Raw genomic sequence first — 15,667 nt, 5'->3', positions numbered from 1 at the left:
GCGCGCCTCACCTGGCTGCAATGAGTCGGGAGCGCCGCCTGCCGAGCCGTCGACCGGCGCTCGGGCTCCTGACACACTGCCGCAGTCCAGGCTCGTGAAGTGATCGGCGCCCGGGCTCTTCGCCAACGAATCCGGAGACATGATGAGGACGCGCTACACGTGGATCGCCGTCGCCGTGGCGGCCGTCATAGTCGCCGTGCTGGTCGGAACGAGCCTCTCCGGCGGTGGAGAGGACGAAGGAGGCGACGAGGCAGCCGCCGCCATCCTCGGAGCCCAGTCCGTCGAGTCCGAGCTGTCTGGGCTCAGGCAGAGCGGGAACGAGCTCGGCGACCCGGATGCGCCGGTGGAGATCGTCGAGTACGGCGACCTCGCTTGCCCTCACTGCAAGGAGGCCGCGGAATCGATGATCCCCGACGTGATCTCCCAGCTGGTGAGGACGGGCGAAGCCCGGCTCGTCTTCCGTCCGATCGCGTTCATCAGCCCGAGCTCCGAGCGCGGAGCGCTGGGTGCCGAGGCCGCCGCGGAGCAGGACGCCATGTGGTCGCTCGTCACGCTGCTCTACCGCAACCAGGGCGACGAGCGAGCCGACTGGCTCTCGGACGAGCTGCTCGAGCAGGCGGTCGGCGAGCTCGGTCTGGACGTCGAGGCGTGGAGGACGGACTACCGCTCCTCGCAGATCGAGCGGCGCGCGGCTGAGCGGGCCGCGGCCGCGGAGGCCGACGGCGTCGAGGGTACTCCGACGTTCATCGTCCGCGGGCCCGGTGGCGAGAGGATGCTTCAGGGCGTCGTCGGCGTCACTGAGGTCGCGGAGGCCGTCGCTGCGGTCGGCCCGTCGTGACGGTCGCTCGCCACGAGCCGGGGTCCCAGTGACACGTGGGCCCGGACGGCGCCCTGGCTGGTCGGCGTCCTGCTGCGCCCGGCGGGGTCCCGCAACGCCCTGCATGGCAATCGGCTCGGTCCGGCCGCTTGCGTCGACGGTCGGAGCGGCAAGCATCACGCGTCGACGCGCCGGAGACTGTGCGACTCCAGCGGGGGGCGGTGGCCCACGTCACCCCGCCCCGCCGGTCTTCTCGCCGTTCGTGGTGAAGAGCCCGAAGGCCCCCTTCGCGTGGTCGTGGAAGTCGTGCGTCACGAAGGGTAGGAGCCCTCCTCCTCGACCGTGAACTCGACTACTGCGCCCTGGCTCGGCGCCAGGTTCACCGTCTGCGAGCCCCGGGTGAGGTTCTCCTTGTGGATGCCCTCGGCGAAGACGCGGTCGAAGAGCGCGCCGATCACGTGGAATGCCGACCAGCGGCTGGGGCCGGCGTTCTGGACGAAGACGCGCACGCGCTCGCCCTTCTTGATCCGTAGGGCGTCCCCGCCGGTGTACTGGTTGGCGTAGCCGTTGAAAACGACGAACTCCGGCGATCCGGCCTGCAGCTTGGCGTAGTCCGAGATCTCCCCGTTCTTGCCGGCGTAGAGGTCGGTCTGGCAGAGCGCGAACTCGCGCGCCGGCGGCAGCAGCGACTCGTCCTTCGGGTCGACGATGATCATCCCGTGCTGCCCCTGGCCGACGTGCAGCAGCACCGGCGGCACGCCGCAGTGCCACATGAAGACGCCGGGCACCTTCGCGATGAAGGAGAAGCTCGTCTCCTCGCCCACGTCGACCGCCTGGTAGTGCCGCGACCAGGAGATCTTGGCCGCGTGGAAGTCCATCGAGTGCTGCAGCGACCCGGTGTTGCGCAACGTGAAGTCGATGCGGTCGCCCTCGGTCACCCGGAGGACCGGGCCGGGGACGCGCCCCGGCTGGCCCGGGATGTTGAACGTCCACGCCATCATCGTGCGGCCGGGCGCGACCTCGCGCAGGTGCTCGTCGACCTCGAAGACGATCTCGTGGCGCCGGGTGGTGGAGCGCGGTGGCGCCTCGGCCGGGAAGATTGTGTGCGGCTCCCGAGGCTTCACCGGCGGGCCGGGGTCGAAGTCCGCCTCCTGCGGCATCGCGTGGTCCGTGGGCAGCGCGGTACCGGCTGCGACGGCTGCTCCTCCGTCGTCCCCGCCCCCGCACGCCGTCAGGCCGAGGGCGGCCAGCGGACCGCCGACGGCGAGGCCGCCGATCACCTGGCGTCGTGTGAACCCGTTGGGCATGTCGCCTCCTTCGCGCGTTGAACGGTGTCGTTAAGACGTCCTAGTCGCGCCGTCGGTCCCGGTAAGCGGGGAAGTCCACATCGCGAGCGGGGAAAGCCGCACTCCTCGTACATCCGGGGCTGTCGGCCCGCCCGGCGGGGACGATCGGAGCGCTGACGGACGAGCCCAGCGCGCCCACGATCTCATCCCTCGGCGTCAATCATATTTGCTACCGTCAATGGATATGAATGACCTGGAGGTGCGCACCGTTCTCTTTCACGGCTTGTCGGATCCCAACCGCGGACGGATCATCGAGCTGTTGCGGAGGGCGCCTGCGCGCGTGACCGACGTCGTAGCGGCGACCGGGATCTCGCAGCCGAACGCGTCGACGCATCTCGCCTGCCTCTGGGAGTGCGGGCTGGCTGAGCGGGAGCGCCGCCGGCGCGAGGTGCATTACTGGCTCGCAGAGGGCGTCGAGGAGCTCCTCGGCGTGACCGACGCCCTGCTCGCGCGGGCCGGCGAGCGGATCGCCTCCTGCCCGAACTACGGCCGCGGCCGGCGCCGGGGCGCCGCGTGAGCGACGAGCACGCCGGCGGTGTCGCCGCGGGGGCCACCCCGGCGCTCAGCTGGCGCGAGGCGGCCGTCCGGTTCGCGCCGCTTCGCAACGCCTTGATCTCCGGGGTCCTGCTCGGGCTCGGCGTCGCGCTCACCCTGCTCGACGCGCCCGAGGGGCTCGCCATCGCGCTGTTCGTGGCGGCCATTCTCATCGGCGCCTGGTTCTTCGCGCGCGAGGGCTGGCAGGAGTTCGTCGAGGAGCGCGAGATCGGCATCGAGGCGCTCATGCTGATCGCCGCCATCGGCTGCATCGTGTTCGGCCTGTGGGAGGAGGCGGCCGCACTCGTCTTCCTCTACGCGCTCGCCGAGTCGATCGAGGAGCTGACCTTCGCGCGCACCCGCTCCGCGATCCGCGGGCTGCTCGACCTGGCGCCCAAGCGTGCCCGCCGGGTGGTCGACGACGCCGAGGAGGACGTACCGGCCGACGAGCTTCACGTCGGCGACCTCTTCCGCGTCCGTCCCGGCGAGGCGCTGCCGACGGACGGCATCATCCGCGCGGGCCGCTCGTCGTTTGATGAGGCGGCCGTCACCGGCGAGTCGGTCCCAATCGAGAAGGGCCCGGGTGACGAGGTCTTCGCCGGCACCCTCAACGGCGCGGCCGGCGTCGATGTGGAGGCGACGCGCGCCTACGCCGACAACACGCTCCAGCGGATCGTGCACCTGGTCGAGGAGGCTCAGGGCCACAAGTCGCGCGCCCAGCGGTTCGTGGACCGCTTCGCGACCCGCTACAGCCCCGCGGTCGTGGTCGCCGCGGCGCTCGTCGCGCTGCTCGGCGGCCTGGTCGCCGGTGACTGGACCGAGTGGGCGCTGCGGGGCGTCACCGTCCTCGTCGCCGGAGCGCCCTGCGCGCTCGTGATGTCGGTGCCGGTCGCTGCGGCGGCCGCCATCAGCCGCGCTGGCCGCGAGGGCATCCTCGTGAAGGGCGGCCTCCAGCTCGAAGCGCTCGGCCGCGTCCAGGCGGTCGCCTTCGACAAGACCGGCACGCTGACCAAGGGGCGCCCCGAGGTCACCGAGGTCGTCGCCCTTGGCGCAGCCGACGAGCGTGAAGCGCTTGCGCTTGCAGCGTCGGTCGAAGCCCGCTCTGAACACCCCCTGGCCCAGGCGATCGTCGACCATGCCCGGGGGCGCGGCGTGGAGCCCGGCGCCGTCGAGGACTTCACCGCGCTCGTCGGCAGCGGCGCGAGCGCCCGCGTGGACGGTCGCGAGGCGTGGGTCGGGAGCCCGCGGCTGGTGGCCGAGCGCGTCGGCGAGGACGGACTGCCGGCCGAGGTCGGGCGGCTGCAGGACGAGGGGAAGACCGTCGTCTTCGTCGGCGCCGGCGATCAGCTCCTCGCGCTCCTCGCCCTTCGCGACGAGCCGCGCCCGGAGGCGGCTGGAGCTGTCGCCGCGCTTCGCCGCCTGGGGATCCGGCACCTCTCGATGCTGACCGGCGACAACGAGCGCACGGCGCGGGCCATCGCGGCCGAGCTCGGGCTGGATGAGGTCTTCGCGGAGCTGAAGCCCGAGGAGAAGGTGGCGCAGGTGACGCGCCTGCGGGAGCGGTTCGGATCGATCGCGATGGTCGGTGACGGCATCAACGACGCGCCCGCCCTGGCGACCGCCGATCTCGGGATCGCGATGGGCACCGGCGGCACGGACGCCGCGATCGAGGCCGCCGACGTCGCCCTGATGGCCGACGACCTCACGACGATCGCCGAGGCACTCCGGCTGGGTCGCCGGGCCACCAGGATCTCGCGGCAGAACCTGGTCTTCAGCGTCGTCCTGCTCGCGGTGCTCATCCCCAGCGCGGTGATCGGGGCGCTCGCCGTCGTCGCCGCCGTCGCAGTCCACGAGGTCTCGGAACTCCTGGCGGTCGCCAACGGCGTCCGCGCCGCGAAGCGGCCGCAGGCCGGTCCCAGCGACCGGTTGACGAGGCCCACACGGTGGCCCGTTGCAGCGAAGGAGTCGGGGCGCCCGTGTCGATCCCGGGCGTGCCGTGAGCGGACCGGCTTGGGTGGGCGACCAGCGAGCCGGGGGCCACGTTCCGGGCCTTACGGGCCTGCGGAGTACGCGTACCGCTTCGAGCGGTCAGCAACATGCGCGTCTCTTAGTCGCGCCTCCAACCCGCCCGCCGTCTCCCAGTCGGCCATGAGCTACTCGCAGACGCCCGCCCTGGCGCGCCAGGCCAGTTCCTGCTCATGACGCTGGCTGGCGCCTTTGTGCGCCGGCGGGAGCTGCGGCCTGGTGCGCGGCCTCCAGCTCCGACCAGCGAGCCGTCTGGTCGGCGGACTCCCTGCACCGACACTCCCGGGCCCCACAGGGAGCCTGAAGTGGACCGCCGCACCCTCGGATACGCCCTCGACCTACGAGCGACTCCTGCCGCCGGCGGTCCCGCTCTGACCCCCGTGGCACGGCGGCGGCTTACACGAGCTATCCTGAGAATCTCTACGGTGTTCCAGGATTTAGGAGGACGGCATGGCACGAAGCTGCACTACTCTTGACCTGTCCGCGTTCGATACGACGCGCTCGGCCGTGGCCGAGGATCCGACGGTCGGGCGAGGAACCTTCAGCACCGTGACGTCCTGGGAGGACGGGGCCCGCGCGCGAACGGTCGCCCGCTCGTTCTCGATCGAGACCGATGAGCCGGCGCCTCTCGGCGGAACGGACGAGGCGGTCGACCCGATGGAGCTGCTGCTTGCCTCCGTGGGAACGTGCCTCACGATCGGGTGGGTCACGCAGGCGGCGAAGCGTGGCATTGACTTCCGAGACCTGCGCATTGACGTAACCGGGGATTACGACCTGCGCGGGTATCTGGCGCTGGACGACGACGTCCGGCCCGGGTTCACGAGCCTCCGCTATACGGTCCAGGTCGACTCCGACGCCTCGCCTGCGCAGCTTGAGGAGATCCGCCAGGCGGCCGAGCGGACGTCTCCGATGTTCGATAACGCCAAGAATGCGACGCCGATCACCGGCGAGGTCAACCGCGTCTGAATGTCATGAAGGAGGGCCTCCTCGGTGCCACGCTCCGGCGTGGAACCGAAGGAGCGAGCGGGAGGAGGCCCACGCTCATGATGCTGCATGCCGGATTGGATCTCAGCCGCAGGCGGTTGGACTACTGCCTGCTTGATGAGCGGGGCGAGCGCCTGGGAGACCGGCGCCGCCCTGCCGGATGCCGACGGCGGGTGGGAGGTCGAGGTCGCCGACGCCCCGGATGGTCACGGGGCCGTGGAGCTCGCCTGTAAGACCGATCGCATCGACGCCTGGGCGGCGATCGAGTCGATGAACGGGGCCCGCAGCGCTCCAGCGCATCGGGGACGAAGCGGGCTCGCCGGTCTGGCGCGACGGGTCGGCCAGGGGCGCCAGCCCCTTCACCTTCTGGGTGCTGGCCGAGCTCAGCCGTCGCGATTTGGTCCCGGCGATCTGGCTGCCCGCCTTCGCCCAGCGCGCCGAACGTGAGCGGGCCCGCTGGCGCCTCTACCTGGTGCGAAAGCGCTCCTCGCTCAAGCACCGCATCCACGCTCAGCTGCTCGCCTTCGGCCACGCCTGCCCGGTGTCGGATCTGTTCGGACGGGCCGGGCGCGAGCTGCTGGGCCGGCTCGATCTCCCCGAGCCATGGCGCGGCGGGGTCGAGGCCGCGCTGCAGATGATCGCCGACCTCGATCGTCAGATCGCCGGCATCGACCGCGAGCTGCGCGCCCTGGGCGCCGATCACCGCTACGTCCCGCTACTGATGAGCGCCCCGGGGATCGCCTGGGTGCTCGGCTACACGATCGGCGCCGAGATCGGCGACATCGCCCGCTTCTCCTGCCCGGCCACGCTGTGCGGCTACACCGGCCTGTGCCCGCGGGTCTACCAGTCCGGCTCCACCGACCGGCGCGGCCCGCTCACCCACGCCGGGCCCCGCTGTCTGCGCTGGGCCCTCATGGAGGCGGCCACCCACGCGTGCCGGCACCCGGTCTACCGCGCGCGCTACCAGCGCACCAAGGCGCGCCTGGGACGTCAGCGCGGGCCGAAGGTCGCCCAGGTCGACATCGCCGGCGCCTGGCCGAGGCGATCTGGCACATGCTCACCCGCAACGAGCCCTTTGCTCCGGTAGGCGCCGCGCGCGCTCTGGCCGCTTGACGGCCCTCTCTGAGATGCGCCACCGGAGCGACTCCCATGGAACCTGGTCCTTCCGCGAGGAGGCGATAGAGCGTCGAGCGTCGCTCGAAACCCCGGCCCCGCGGAGGCAGATGGTCGATCAGTGACGCCTTGACGGATGAACCTCCTTCATAGAGAGCGCCGGTCGCCGGGCCCGGGGGCTCGTGGCCGGAGCGGCGCGCCGCGCGGCATGCCCCCTTGCTGCGCGGCGCGCCGCCCCTGACGCGCGGCCCGGGCCGGCCCGTCCGCGCCCCGAGGGAAGACGCTTCAGCACGTCCCGACCGGCCGCCCAACGCTGGCTGCCGGGCCGTCACGTTCACGCGCCCGCCTCCGACCACGTGCGAGCGCCGTCGGACGAGACGAGTACGACCCCGTCGACGCGGATGGCATACGCACGCTGCGGGTCGCCCGGCGCGATTGCAACCGCCGCCAGCTGCGCGTTGGTGAAGCCCTCCTCGAAGGTGCGTCCGCCGTTGCGCGAGACGAAGAGGCCGGGCCCGCCGGCAAGCACCAGGCCGGGCTGTCGCGCCTCCAGGGCTACGCTCACCAGGCCCTCGCCGCTAAGAGGCCGACGGTAAGTCCGTCCGCCATCGTCGCTGATCAGAAGCCCCTCGCTGGGGTCGGCGGCGAACAGGGTGCCGTCGCCCGCCACCGCCATCCCGAAGACGCTGGCCCCGACCTCCGTAGTCACCAGGCCGAAGGAGCGCCCGCCGTTGGTCGAGCGATACAGACCCTCGCCGGACACGGCGGCGTAGATCTCCTCGGGACGCTCCTCCCGCACCGCAAAGCCGTGCAGGTCGAGCCCGGGTAGGCCTGTCGGGCGCACCGCCTCGAAGGTGCGCCCGCCGTCCGTGGAGCGCTCGAGCACCTCATGGCCGGCAACCCACAGGGGCGCGCCGCCGCGGCCGCCGACCACGTTCATCGAGTCGTCGCCGGAGAGGCCGACCTGGCGCCACTGTCGCCCGCCGTCGTCGGAGCGGTAGAGGCCGCCATGCAGACCGAGCAGAAGCCCGTCGGAATCGCCCGGATCGACCGCCAAGCTATGGGCGTGCATGTTGCCCATCACCTGCGCCAGCGAGCCCGAGGCGGGCGCATCGTCGGAGGAGCTCGACGAGCAGCCGGCGAGGGCGGCCAGGATGGCCGCCACCAGCAGGCCGGCGATCGACAGGCGCCCGGTACGGCGAGGGCGTCTCCGAGCCGGGCTCACCGGTCCCCCTCCTCGCCCCGCTCGAGCGCGGCGACGCGAGCCCCGACCCGTTCGGGGTCGGCCGGCGGAGGCGCCAGTTGGCCGTTGCGCTCGCGCGGTCCACTACAGCAGCTCGCGGCTCGGCCTCGTCGGCGCTGCATCAAGGCGGTCAGCGGGCAGGCCCCAGCGGCGGCCAGCACGGCGATGAGCACGATCGCTGTCTCCATCCGCGCCTACCTCCCCGAGCGCTCGCGATCGAACTGGGCGATCCGTCGGTCGATGCGCCGACGGCGCTCGCGCAGCGTCTCCAGGCTCTCGTCCGCGCTGGGCTCGGGGCCCGCCGGCTCGGCGTCGGTTTGGTGTCCGCCCATCGTCCCCTTGCCCATGAAGAGCATCATCAGGACCATCCCGAGCGGACAGGCCAAAGCGATCAAGGGCAATAGCAGCGTGTCCATCCTGCATCCTTTGTCGCCGTTACCTACTACTTTCAGTGTAGGCATATGCGCGTCGCCTGCGCTAGCCTGGCGGTCGTGAGCCCATCCTCGGCCGACCCATCCCCCAGCCCGCAGGCCCGCACCCTCGGTGCGCGGCAGACATCCGTGCTCGAGGCGCTCTGGGAGATGGGGGAGGTCACGGTGCGCGAGGTGACCGAGCACCTCCGCGCCGGCGGGGCCGACCTCGCCTACACGACGGTGCTGACGCTCATGAGCCGCCTCGCTGCCCGCGGTCTCCTGACGCGCCGTCGCGTCGGCCGCGCCGATCTCTATCGGGCCGCGGTCGACCGCTCGGGTGTCGAGGCGGCGCTCTCGCGCGAGGCGATCGACCGCCTGCTGAGCGCGCACGGCGAGGTCGCGCTCGCGGCCTTCGCCGCCCGGATGCGCGAGGGTCATCCCGAGCAGCTCGCGCGGCTGCGCGCGTTGCTGGAAGAACCGGAAGAGTGAAGGTCGGACCGCTGGCGCGCGCCGCGGTCGTGACGGCGGCGCTCGCCCTGCCGCTGGCCATGGTCGCCGCACTGTTGACCGGCCGCGTCGAGGCGCTCGGCGCGCTCCTTGACGCCTGCGTGCGCCTCAGGGCGCTCGGCGGGGCGCTGCTGGGCCTCACGATCCTTGTTCTGGCGGCCTCGGCCGTCGCGGCGGGCCTCGTGCAGTTCGCTCGACAGGTCCGGATCGGCCGGCGCGCTCTTCGCTGCGCGCACGCGTGCGCGGTCGGCGGGGACGCCGGGCTCGCGGCCCGCGCAGAAGCCCTCGGCGTTCGCCGGCTGGTCGTCTGCGCCACTTCCGAACGCTTGGCTTTCTGCGCCGGGCTGCTGTGGCCGCGCGTGGTCGTCAGCACTGGCCTGGTCGGCTCCCTGGGGCCGGACGCCCTCGAGGCACTCTTGGCCCACGAGGCCACCCATGCCCGCCGGCGCGACCCGCTGCGCCAGGTGCTCGCGGCAGCCGGTGCGGCGGCCCTTTGGATGGTGCCGGCCGCGGCCGCCCTGGCGGCTCACGGGCGCCTGCGCCGGGAACTCAACGCCGACCGCGAGGCCGCCCGGCAGACGGGGAGGCGAGCGCTGGCCAAGGCCCTGCTCGCTGTCCATGACGCGGCGCCTCCGATGTCTGCGGCCGCGGTGCCGGGGGCGGCGAGCCAGCTGGCATCGCGCGTCGACGCTCTGCACGGGGCGCCCCCACCGGCGCTGCGGCTGCCCGGAAGGCTCCTCGCGCACTCGTTCGCCGGGGCCGTCCTGCCGGTGGCGGTGGCCGCCGCCGTGTTGGTCGCCCCGCCCGCCGGCGGCGACCCGCTGGAGGCGGTACCCATGAGCCGGGAGAGCATGCTGGCCATGCCGGTGGCCTGCCTCGCGCGCGCGGCCGTTCTCCTGGCGTTCTTAATGGCGCTGCGCGCCATGATCGCCCGCGCGCGACGCCCGGCCATGCGCGGGGTCGTCTGAACCCGAGAGCCCGAGCCCGGGATCGACGGCGCACCGGTTCTCGCTCACGACCACGGCGCGCGTCGAGGCGCCGTGTATGACGTCGGCGCCGAGCACGACTTTCGCTGCAGGCATGCGGCGGTGGGGACGGTGATCGCGCTCGGCCTTCGGTCTCGCGGGGCGCGCCGAGCGCGGATCAAACCACGGGACGGTGGTGGCCGGCTCGGGCTCGCCCTCGGCGATCGCCGCGCTCCTTGGCTGGTCGGCGCATCGCGCTCAGGCGCCGCCGCGTACATGAGTCGTCGGCCGCCGACCCCGCTGCCAAGGCCGCCTCTGACGGGCGGGGCGGCGCCGAGTCTGGCAAGACCGCCAAACTCTGTATTCTCAACGGTGTTAACCGGAATTTACGACATAGCGGCCAGCGACTCGAAGGAGACAGATGAGCACGACGAGCGCCATCCCCCTCACCAGCGTGGTCGAGGCGTTCCGAGCCGAGCCCCATCGCGCCGCGCTCTCGCTGCGGGTCGCGAGCGATCTCGTGGAGGGTGTCCGTTGCGAAGCGCCCGTCCGCCGGCACTCCGTCGTCGTGGACGAACCGACCGCGCTCGGGGGCACCGACGAGGGTCCCAGCCCCGTGGAGCTGGCGCTCGCCGCGCTGGGCACATGCCAGGCGATCACGTACCGGGTGTGGGCCGCTCAGCTGGGAATCCCTCTGGACAGCGTTCGCGTGGAGGCCGAGGGCGATATCGACCTGCGGCGCTTCTTCGGTCTGGACGACGAGGTGAGGCCGGGGTTCGGCGCCATCCGGCTGCGCGTGATGCTCGAGGGGCCGGAGCCGCGCGAACGCTACGAGGCGCTGGCAGAGGCGGTCGACGATCACTGCCCCGTGCTCGACCTCACTGAGAATCCGGTGCCGGTGGAGCGCGTACTCGTCACTTCGTCCTAGAACCACCCGGGCTTCGCGGGCCGCCTGGCGGCGGGCCCGCCGGCGCAGATCACGCTGCCGGCGGTGCGGGCGCCGGGCGACCGCGCCGGACAGGCGGTGACTCCTATAACCTATGTAGTAGATGCGACGGACCCTGCGGAGATGGCGAGCCTGGTCGATGGCGGCCATGCTCATCGCGCTGGTGGGGGTGGTGGCATTCGCCGCCGCCGGCGGGCTCGTGCGAATGGGCGACCAGCGCGGGCGGGTCGTCGTCCTGACCGCCTAAGGAATGTCCGGACGCTCGTGGTCGTGCCCTCCTGCAGGTCGGCGCTGACCGCAAGCGCGACGACCTCAGAAGACGCGGACACGCATTCGGCACCGGTGCGGATTTATGGTCGCACGGGCCGTTGGTTGTCAACCCAGCACGCTGGCGCCGATCTCAGCGTCGACAACCTCGTCCACGACGTCTCGCTGGCGACAGCCGTGTGACGGCTGTAACTGACGGCGGGCGACGGCGGTGATGGGCATCCCGTGATGCGCCGTAGTCCGTCCGCTGCCATGCGACGAACGTCCCGGCTCTCCGGGTGCGCAGTTTGTGCGCGAGGTTCCTGTCCACGGGACCCGCATTCGTCATCTCGTTCCGGCGCCCAGGTCGCAGGCGCAACCTCGAGCGGCGTCACCGCACGTCCGGGACATCCGGCCCTCGGCCGGTGGTCCGCTCCGTGGCGCGGGTGGAGTACCCTCGCTGACGTCGGTCGCTCGCGCGCCGGTACTCCAGGGCGGCGGCCATCCGCCGATAGGGAACCATGCGGCGCCAGCGCCCCGCCCATCTGCATTGACGCACGCCGCCTCCCTCACCCACGCCCGCGGCCCGCGCCTTCGCGCGGCGCTCCGCCGACCGCGGGTCCGCCGCGGCTTGATTGCGGGCGGCACGGTGGCGATGCTGGCGCTCGCCGCCTGGGGCGCCATGCACGGGGTCCAGCCCGATGCGTTTGCGCGCGCCTTCGCATCGGCCGACTGGAGCTGGGTGCTCGCCTCGGCCCTGCTGTACGCGGTGAGCCAGCTGGCGTCGGCGTTCGTGTGGCGCTGCGGGCTGACCGCCTGCGGCTTCGGCGCGCTGAGCCGCCGGCACGTCGTGAACGCCCACATGATCGGTCACGGCGCCGGCGAGCTGCTCCCCGCGCAGCTGGGGCAGGTCGTCCGCTACGCCGCCATCCGCCGCCACCCGGTCGCCGCTGAGGGCTGCGGGCTGAGAGTCGCGGGCAGCGTGGGCGCCCACAAGGCGCTCGATGGAGTCGCCACCTTCATCGTGGTCGCGGTCGCCGCGCTGGTGATCCCCCTGCCGTCGGCGGTGGAGGGCCTGCGCTGGGTCATGGGCGCCGTCCTGGCCGGCCTGCTCATGGCATTCGTCGTCGCATGGCGCTCGGACGGCGAGCGGCTGCTCGCCCGCGTGCCGGCCCGCCTCCAGCCGCTCGTCCAGGGGCTCGCCCACGGCGGCGCGATCTTCGCCAGCCGGCGCCACGCCCTCGCGGCGGTGGGCTTCCAGCTCGTCGCGGTCGGCGCCCGGGTGCTCAGCCTCGCGGCCCTGCTCCACGCGTTCGGCCTGCCGGCCGGCGCGGCGCTGCTGGTCTTCGCCCTCATGGTCCTGTCGGGCGTGCTCGCGATCACTCCGGGCGGCGTCGGCATCCGCGAGGCCGCGATCGTGCCGGCACTCGTCGCGACGTACGGCCTCGGCACGGACGTGACGCTGGCCTTCAGCCTCGGCATCCAGGCCACGGCGCTGGCCGCCTCGCTGGTCTGCGCCGCCGCCGCGCTGCTCTCGCAACAGCTCTGGCCGCCGACGGCGGCCCCCGCCGCCCCCGGCTGACGCGACTCACCGCACGCTCGCCGGCCCACGCGGGAGATGACTCCGCGCGCTCACGCCGACGCCCCTCCAGCCTCGGTGGCGACGGAGGAGCAGCAGTCGCCATCGCATCCGCACACGGACGTCCCGGGCGCCCTCGCCGGCTCGGCGGCAGGGCCGCAACCGCAGTCCGACGGCCCGGCGTCGCCCACCGGGACGATGAGGGCGCCGTCGCAATGCTGCGACGACCCGTCGTTGGCGGTGCGCGCGAATGGGGAGGTCGCGCAGCATGAGGGGACGGCGGTTGACGCCTCCGCCGGGGTGGCACCGCTCCGCGGTTCCCTGTTGCTCGGCGCGCCCACGCCGCGCAGAAGGCGGAGCCCGTTGAGCGTGACCAGGAGGGACACGCCCATGTCCGCCGCGACGGCGACGATGAGGGTGACGTAGCCGGCCGGTGCCAGCGCCACGAAGACGGCTTTCGTCGCCAGCGAGACGACGACGTTCTGGCGCATGATCGCGAGCGCCCGGCGGCTGTGGCGGATCGCGTCCGGCAGGCGCTCCAGCTCGTCGCCCATGAGCGCGACATCCGCGGACTCCAGCGCCACGTCGCTGCCGGCCGCCCCCATCGCCACGCCGACCGTCGCCCCTGCGAGCGCCGGGGCATCGTTGACGCCGTCGCCGACCATCGCCGTGGGGCCGTGACGCTCGGCCAGGTCCCGAACGGCGGCCAGCTTGTCCTCGGGCAGCAGGCCCGCCCGCCACTCGGTCACGCCGGTGAGCGAGGCGACGGTGCGCGCGACCCGCTCGCTGTCGCCGGTCAGCATGACGACGTGCTCCACGCCGGCGCGTTCGCCGAGCGCGCGGACAGCCGACTGCGCGTGCGGACGCGGCCGATCGGCGAGCCCGAAGACCGCGAGGACCCGGGTGCCCTCCCCGAGCAGCACGGCCGTCTGCCCGTGCGCCTCCACCGCTTCGAGCGCGTCTGGCAGGCTCGCGCCCTGCTCGACGGCCAGTCGCGGCCCACCCGCCCACAGCCGGCGGCCGGCGATCGTCGCGACCGCGCCCCGGCCCGGCAGCGCCTGGAACGAGGTGGCGTCCGGGAGCGCCAGCGCCTGCTCGCGCGCGGTCCGCGCGATCGCGACGGCCAGTGGGTGCTCCGAGCTGCGCTCGACCGCCGCCATGAGCGTGAGCGCCTCCAGCTCGGTGATGCCGCTGACCGTGGTGATGTCGACGAGCTCCGGGCGGCCCTCGGTCAGCGTCCCCGTCTTGTCCAGCGCGACCGCGCGAACGCCACCGAGGTCCTCCAGCGCCTGGCCGCCCTTGATCAGGACGCCACGTCGCGCCGCCCCGCCGATGGCAGAGACGACGCTGACCGGCACGGAGATGACCAGGGCGCACGGGCAGGCCACGATCAGAAGTGCGAGCGCTCGATAGAGCCAGGTGTCGAGCTCGCCGCCCAGCAGCGGAGGCACTATTGCGACCAGGAGCGCGGCTGCGAACACCAGCGGCGTGTACACGCGTGCGAAGCGATCGACGAACCGCTCCGACGGCGCCCGGCTCCCCTGCGCCTCGGTGACCAGCTGCGTGAGCCGGGCCAGCGTCGAGTCCGCCGCCGACGACGTCACCCGCACCCGGAGCGCGCCGTACGCGTTCAGCGTGCCCGCGAAGACATGGTCGCCCGGCTCCTTGTCGACCGGCACCGACTCGCCGGTCAGCGCGGACTCGTCGACGCTCGAGGCGCCCTGCTCCACGACGCCGTCCAGCGGAAGGCGCTCGCCCGGCCGGATCAAGACGATCGCGCCGAGCGGAACGGCCTCCACGGGGACGGCGCGCTCGATCCCGTCTGCGACGAGCAGCGCCTCCGCGGGGGCCAGGTCCATCAGCGCCTCGACCGACCGGCGGCTGCGCTCGAGGGCGAGGCGCTCAAGCGTCGTGCCCACGGAGAAGAGCACCACCACCCAGGCGGCCTCCGCGTACTCGCTGATGCCGACCGCGCCGACCGCCGCCATCGTCATCAGCACGTTCATATCGAGCGCGCGCCGCCGCAGCGCCGCCACAGCCGCATGGGCGATAGGCCAGCCGCCGACCCCGATCGAGAGCAGATACAGCGGCTCGCTGACGACCGGAGGGGCGTGCGAGAGCGAGGCGGCGAGCGCGGCGAGCAGCAGCAGCGCCGAGGCGGTCGTCGAGGCGGTGCGCGCGCTGCGCCGCCAGAACGGCGCGGTGGCGTCGGGGCGCCGCCCGGCGGGCTCCGCCGAGTAGCCCGCGCGGCGCACAGCCGCCTGCACGGCGGCGGACTCGACGTCGCCATCGACCACCAGGGTCGCGTTGCCGAAGGACACCGTCGCCTCGCGGACGCCCTCGAGTCCCTCGACGACCCTCTCGACGGTACGCGCGCACGATGCACAGTCCATCCCTGCCACCCGGAAGCGCTGGCCGCCTGCGCTCGCGGAGGCCGTCGCGGCGGCCACCGACGCGGCGCTCATCGAGCGAGCAGGCCGGCGCCCGCGCGCGGCAGCACGCTCTCGAGCATTTCCTCGCCGCGCTCGGTCAGCCGATAGAGGACCATCCGTCCGTCTTTGCGGGACGCGGCCAGGCCGGCGCCGCGGAGCAGACGGAGATGATGCGAGACCAGCTTGTCCTGGCGGCCGATCACGAAGGCCAGGTCGCACACGCAGCACTCGTCTGCGGCGTCGCGGAGCGCCACCGCAAGCCCCAGGCGCGTCGGGTCGGCGAGCGCCTTCGCGCCCTCGGCCGCGCGCTCGAGGTTTTCCGGATCAGGCTGGCGACGGCGCAACGAGTCGGCCTTGACCGCGTCGAGGCAGAGCAGTTCGCAGGTGTCGTCGGAGGTCATGGCGACATCCTAATGGACCTGCGGGGGTTGGATTAGCCCGCCCGCTCGACGGGCGCCCAGCGTGGCCCGCCGGCCAGGACGAAGTCGCACCACTGTTTGCGCATTAGCCTTGGCTA

The 15,667-nt window shown here is 72.9% G+C and carries 14 protein-coding genes; 9 read left to right on the top strand and 5 right to left on the bottom strand.

Features of this window, described 5'->3' with window-relative positions; genetic code table 11:
• The first annotated feature begins 142 nt into the window (after positions 1 to 142).
• Positions 143 to 838: a DsbA family protein gene (locus ITJ85_RS14605; RefSeq protein WP_217913833.1), complete on the top strand. Its 696-nt coding sequence runs from the start codon at positions 143 to 145 to the stop codon at positions 836 to 838.
• A gap of 290 nt (positions 839 to 1,128) precedes the next feature.
• Here ITJ85_RS14605 and ITJ85_RS14600 read toward each other — a convergent pair whose 3' ends face one another.
• Complete coding sequence (locus ITJ85_RS14600; protein ID WP_217913832.1) at positions 1,129 to 2,124, bottom strand: multicopper oxidase domain-containing protein; 996 nt, start codon at positions 2,122 to 2,124, stop codon at positions 1,129 to 1,131.
• 223 nt (positions 2,125 to 2,347) lie between these two features.
• On the opposite strand from ITJ85_RS14600, the gene ITJ85_RS14595 reads away from it, so the two are divergent.
• From ITJ85_RS14595 to ITJ85_RS14580, 4 genes are all read left to right on the top strand, one after another.
• On the top strand, positions 2,348 to 2,680 hold the full coding sequence (locus ITJ85_RS14595; RefSeq protein WP_217913831.1) for an ArsR/SmtB family transcription factor: 333 nt from the start codon (positions 2,348 to 2,350) through the stop codon (positions 2,678 to 2,680).
• A complete protein-coding gene (locus tag ITJ85_RS14590) occupies positions 2,677 to 4,899 on the top strand; it encodes a heavy metal translocating P-type ATPase (protein ID WP_217913830.1) in 2,223 nt (740 codons plus the stop codon). Before ITJ85_RS14595 ends, ITJ85_RS14590 begins: the two co-directional genes overlap by 4 nt.
• A 273-nt stretch (positions 4,900 to 5,172) precedes the next feature.
• Positions 5,173 to 5,688 (top strand): OsmC family protein, encoded by a 516-nt coding sequence (locus tag ITJ85_RS14585; RefSeq protein ID WP_217913829.1) that lies wholly within the window; start codon positions 5,173 to 5,175, stop codon positions 5,686 to 5,688.
• Between the two features lie 388 nt (positions 5,689 to 6,076).
• On the top strand, positions 6,077 to 6,793 hold the full coding sequence (locus tag ITJ85_RS14580; RefSeq protein ID WP_217913828.1) for a transposase: 717 nt from the start codon (positions 6,077 to 6,079) through the stop codon (positions 6,791 to 6,793).
• Between the two features lie 360 nt (positions 6,794 to 7,153).
• On the opposite strand, the gene ITJ85_RS14575 is transcribed toward ITJ85_RS14580, so the two are convergent.
• Positions 7,154 to 7,984 carry a WD40/YVTN/BNR-like repeat-containing protein gene (locus ITJ85_RS14575; protein WP_217913827.1) on the bottom strand — a complete coding sequence of 277 codons (831 nt, stop codon included), beginning with the start codon at positions 7,982 to 7,984 and terminating at the stop codon, positions 7,154 to 7,156.
• A 272-nt stretch (positions 7,985 to 8,256) separates the two neighbouring features.
• Positions 8,257 to 8,478: a hypothetical protein gene (locus ITJ85_RS14570; protein ID WP_217913826.1), complete on the bottom strand. Its 222-nt coding sequence runs from the start codon at positions 8,476 to 8,478 to the stop codon at positions 8,257 to 8,259.
• Positions 8,479 to 8,553: 75 nt separating this feature from the next.
• On the opposite strand from ITJ85_RS14570, the gene ITJ85_RS14565 reads away from it, so the two are divergent.
• From ITJ85_RS14565 to ITJ85_RS14550, 4 genes are all read left to right on the top strand, one after another.
• A complete protein-coding gene (locus ITJ85_RS14565; RefSeq protein WP_217913825.1) occupies positions 8,554 to 8,964 on the top strand; it encodes a BlaI/MecI/CopY family transcriptional regulator in 411 nt (136 codons plus the stop codon).
• Complete coding sequence (locus tag ITJ85_RS14560) at positions 8,961 to 9,950, top strand: M56 family metallopeptidase (RefSeq protein ID WP_217913824.1); 990 nt, start codon at positions 8,961 to 8,963, stop codon at positions 9,948 to 9,950. The genes ITJ85_RS14565 and ITJ85_RS14560 overlap by 4 nt, the downstream gene beginning before the upstream one ends.
• A 418-nt stretch (positions 9,951 to 10,368) precedes the next feature.
• The gene (locus tag ITJ85_RS14555; RefSeq protein WP_217913823.1) at positions 10,369 to 10,875 is read left to right on the top strand and encodes an OsmC family protein; all 507 of its coding nucleotides are present in this window, start codon (positions 10,369 to 10,371) and stop codon (positions 10,873 to 10,875) included.
• A gap of 919 nt (positions 10,876 to 11,794) precedes the next feature.
• Positions 11,795 to 12,721, top strand: coding sequence for a lysylphosphatidylglycerol synthase transmembrane domain-containing protein (locus ITJ85_RS14550; RefSeq protein WP_217913822.1), 927 nt, complete (start codon positions 11,795 to 11,797; stop codon positions 12,719 to 12,721).
• A 50-nt stretch (positions 12,722 to 12,771) separates the two neighbouring features.
• On the opposite strand, the gene ITJ85_RS14545 is transcribed toward ITJ85_RS14550, so the two are convergent.
• Together ITJ85_RS14545 and ITJ85_RS14540 are read right to left on the bottom strand one after the other, a co-directional pair.
• Positions 12,772 to 15,183 carry a heavy metal translocating P-type ATPase gene (locus ITJ85_RS14545; RefSeq protein WP_217913821.1) on the bottom strand — a complete coding sequence of 804 codons (2,412 nt, stop codon included), beginning with the start codon at positions 15,181 to 15,183 and terminating at the stop codon, positions 12,772 to 12,774.
• Positions 15,180 to 15,551: an ArsR/SmtB family transcription factor gene (locus ITJ85_RS14540; protein ID WP_217913820.1), complete on the bottom strand. Its 372-nt coding sequence runs from the start codon at positions 15,549 to 15,551 to the stop codon at positions 15,180 to 15,182. The genes ITJ85_RS14545 and ITJ85_RS14540 overlap by 4 nt, the downstream gene beginning before the upstream one ends.
• Positions 15,552 to 15,667: the final 116 nt, after the last annotated feature.

The organism is Miltoncostaea marina (genome assembly GCF_018141525.1).
In the GTDB taxonomy this organism is placed as follows: domain Bacteria; phylum Actinomycetota; class Thermoleophilia; order Miltoncostaeales; family Miltoncostaeaceae; genus Miltoncostaea; species Miltoncostaea marina.
Note: the sequence above shows the minus strand (reverse complement) of the source record. Positions and strands in the feature narration are given on the sequence as shown.

Coding starts and splice junctions, on each gene's coding strand:
- ITJ85_RS14605 (WP_217913833.1), top strand. CDS start 143: ATGAGGACGCGCTACACGTGGATCGCCGTCGCCGTGGCGGCCGTCATA.
- ITJ85_RS14540 (WP_217913820.1), bottom strand. CDS start 15,551: ATGACCTCCGACGACACCTGCGAACTGCTCTGCCTCGACGCGGTCAAG.
- ITJ85_RS14585 (WP_217913829.1), top strand. CDS start 5,173: ATGGCACGAAGCTGCACTACTCTTGACCTGTCCGCGTTCGATACGACG.
- ITJ85_RS14550 (WP_217913822.1), top strand. CDS start 11,795: ATGCTGGCGCTCGCCGCCTGGGGCGCCATGCACGGGGTCCAGCCCGAT.
- ITJ85_RS14595 (WP_217913831.1), top strand. CDS start 2,348: ATGAATGACCTGGAGGTGCGCACCGTTCTCTTTCACGGCTTGTCGGAT.
- ITJ85_RS14555 (WP_217913823.1), top strand. CDS start 10,369: ATGAGCACGACGAGCGCCATCCCCCTCACCAGCGTGGTCGAGGCGTTC.
- ITJ85_RS14600 (WP_217913832.1), bottom strand. CDS start 2,124: ATGCCCAACGGGTTCACACGACGCCAGGTGATCGGCGGCCTCGCCGTC.
- ITJ85_RS14545 (WP_217913821.1), bottom strand. CDS start 15,183: ATGAGCGCCGCGTCGGTGGCCGCCGCGACGGCCTCCGCGAGCGCAGGC.
- ITJ85_RS14570 (WP_217913826.1), bottom strand. CDS start 8,478: ATGGACACGCTGCTATTGCCCTTGATCGCTTTGGCCTGTCCGCTCGGG.